We start from the raw sequence: 3,061 nt of genomic DNA, 5'->3' as shown, positions 1-3,061 counted from the left end.
AACCCCACCCACGGATGCATACCCGACACAACGATCACACCGACAACACGTCACTCCGACCACGGGAAACTACTTGCGGTGCTCAAACAACGGCATTGGGCGGGAACCTGGTAGTTGCCGGGGGCCCTGAGAGCTTCTGTGGCGGGTTACGAGCTCGATCGGGGGTGGGCAGGGCCGAGACCCCGGCGGCCCGCTACACCTACGGCCTGCCTGGCGGGCTGGGGCCCAGACCGCTGCCCCGTTACCGCACCCGGCCCCTCTCCTTACGTGACCACGTGCTGGCCGCCGGCCGACGGGCAGGACGCACGCTGACCTGGCGCAAGGGATCGAAAGCGGCGATGAGCTCGCACTTCGTGCTCCTGCGAGTCCGCCTCGCGGGCCGTCGGCCCAAACCCGCCGCGGACGGAACGATCCCCCTCGTCTGGCTGGTCGCTCAGTGGCCCGAGGACGAGGCAGAACCGGTGAAGTACTGGATCTCGAACCTGCTCACCGGCATTCCCGCCAAGGACCTGGTCCGCCTCGCGAAGACCCGCTGGCGGATCGAACACGACTACCGCGAACTGAGAACAGCTTTGGGCCTCGACCACTTCGAAGGCCGGTCATTCACCGGCCGGCACCGCCACGTCCCCCTCGTGACCGCCGCCCATCTATTCCTGACCGAACAGCGGAGGACCCCAAAAGCCCCTGCCAGGGCCTGACCCTCTACCAGGCCCTGGACCTCCTCCAACACCTACTCGCCACCTGGACCGGCACCTGCCCAACCTGCCGACAACCCACCTGGCAGCCCTACGACACCGCCTGACAAAGCCCTATTAGAAGACCGTGTTGAAGCCGGCCGCGTCCAAGTCCGAGTACACGGACGAGGTGACGGGGGGCTTGAACGGGGTGGCCGCGTCGCCGGTGCCCGCATAGAGCTTCGAACCTTCCGGTCCGACCGCGTAGAGGTCGCCGCGGCCGTCGTGGTCCGCGTCACCGACGCCGACGAGGTGGGTGAAGGCGCCCCAACCGCCGCCGAGCTTCGCGCGAGGTCCGAAGGTGCCGTCTCCCTTGCCCTCGTACAGCCACAGGACGCCGTCGGCGTCGCGGGCGAGGAGGTCTCCGGCGGCGCTCGCGGTGATGTTGCCCGTGGTCGTGAGCTGGTTGTAGATGCCCCAGCCGCCGCCGAGCTTCACGCGTCCCGCGAACGGCGCGCTCGTGTTCCCCGTGCTCTTGTAGAACCACAGGGTGCCCGCCGTGTCGGTGGCGAGCAGGTCGGACCTGCCGTCGCCGTCGAGGTCGCTGCCGCCGGTGAGCCGGCTGTAGCCGCCCCAGCCGCCGCCGATCTTCGTGCGGGCGGCGAAGTTCCCGTCGCCCTTGCCCTCGTACAGCCACAGGACGCCGTCGGCGTCGCGGGCGACCAGGTCGGCGGCGGCGCCTCCGGCGATGTCGCCGACGGCCTCCAACTGGTTGAAGACCTGCCAGCCGCCGCCCATCCGCACCCGTCCGGCGGAGTACGTGTCCTGCGAGAGCGGCGTCTTGACGGTGTCGTCGCGCCACAGCACACCCGAGGCGTCCCGGGCCAGCAGGTCGGGGCTGCCGTTGTCTGTGTAGTCGTGCATGTTGGTCGCGCGGACGACCTTGAAGGTGCCGGACTCCTTCAGGCTCGGGCCGATGCCGTTGAGCGGGGTGGCGTCGAGCTCCCACGTGTAGTCGCCGCCGGGAGCGAGCGCGCCGTAGCCCTGGGCGTTGGGGAGGAGCCCGTCCCAGCGGAAGGTGACGGCGCCGGTCCCGTGGGGCGTGTTGAAGTCGAACGTGAACTGCTTGCTCTGCCCCGTACGGACATGGCGCAGGGTCACGGACCCCTTGGCGTTGTACCGGGAGAGCGTCCAACTGAGCGTTGCCGCACCGCCGTGCTTGTCCAGTTCGGCGACCTGGGGGACGTCCTTCCCGACCAGCGTGAGCGCGGTGGACTCGCCGGTGCTCGCGATGAGCGTGGCCTTGGGTGCACCGTTTGTCCCGTGCGCGATCCGATAGATCCCCTCGCCGTGGGCGAGCGTGCCGCCACGTACCAGAAGCGCGCCGTCGGGGGTGGAAACGGCGGACGTCGCATGGTCGAGCAGCTTCACCGTCGTCTTGTCGACGACGTTGACGGCGTTGAATGCGAACCGTTCGGACGGGTGGGTGTAGTTCTGTGCGTAGGGCAGTGGGGCGTACGCCACCCAGTCGCCCAGGAGGCTGACATGTGCGTCGCCGGCGTTGCCCAGGTCGGCCAGGGTCACGGCCGGAGTGCTGCCGTTCCCGCCGCGGTCGGCGTACTGCAGCTCGTAGCCGCCCGCCGGAGTGCCCACCACCCAGGCCAAGCGGCTGCCGGAGGCGGCCGCGTCCACGTCGGACGGGGCCTTGCCCAGCTCGCGGTCCTCGATGACGGAGGCCGTGGCGAGGTCCACGACCGCGAGGTGGGAACTCTTCGTGCCGGGACCGCCGACGAAGTAGCGGACGAGCATCTGGGTGGAGGAGACGGGCTCCATGGTCTGAAACCGGAAGTCCGCCGGGAGACCCGTCACCTGCCGGTTCGAGCCCACCTGGTTGCCCTCGCCGATGAGACGAAGCTGACCCTTCTGGGTCGCCTCGTCCCACGAGGAGAAGGCGAGCGTCCTACCGACGATCCCCCTCCACAGGAGACGGCTGTCCGTCTGCTCGATGAACTTCGGGGAGCTGCCGGGCGAGGACATGTCGTGGAGGGCGTAGCGGCTCGTGGCGTCCTCACGGGTCGCGACGGTGTCGGAGCCGCCGACGTGGTAGCCGTTGTACCGGTCCGGAAGATCCGTGGTCACGCCCGTCGCGGTGTTCGTCCAGCGGAAGACCGTCTTCTGCTGTCCCGTCACGATGTCGGCGGACAGGAACCCGCTCTGCCCGGCGCCTACGATGCGCGAGGTCCGGGGGATCGAGATGACGCCGTCCCGCGCCTTGGCGGGGGCTGCGGTCGTCGATGCCGCGGACCTCGGTACGGCGGTCGGGGGGGCCGCCGGAAGGGCGGGGCCGGGGGGGGCGGGGGGGGGGGGGGGGGGCCCGGGGGGCGGAC

Annotated in this window: 1 protein-coding gene and 1 pseudogene; one reads left to right on the top strand and one right to left on the bottom strand. The window is 70.0% G+C overall.

From position 1 onward, the window contains the following. Positions 1-212: 212 nt before the first annotated feature. Positions 213-698, top strand: a pseudogene (locus ADK55_RS12795) (transposase); the annotation flags it as partial. A 114-nt stretch (positions 699-812) separates the two neighbouring features. Here ADK55_RS12795 and ADK55_RS12790 read toward each other — a convergent pair. Continuing rightward, positions 813-2,864 (bottom strand): FG-GAP-like repeat-containing protein, encoded by a 2,052-nt coding sequence (locus tag ADK55_RS12790; protein ID WP_053678163.1) that lies wholly within the window; start codon positions 2,862-2,864, stop codon positions 813-815. Positions 2,865-3,061 lie beyond the last annotated feature (197 nt).

Origin of the sequence: Streptomyces sp. WM4235, from assembly GCF_001279725.1 — a bacterium.
Taxonomy (GTDB): Bacteria; Actinomycetota; Actinomycetes; order Streptomycetales; family Streptomycetaceae; genus Streptomyces.
This window is presented reverse-complemented; position numbering and strand designations above follow the sequence as displayed.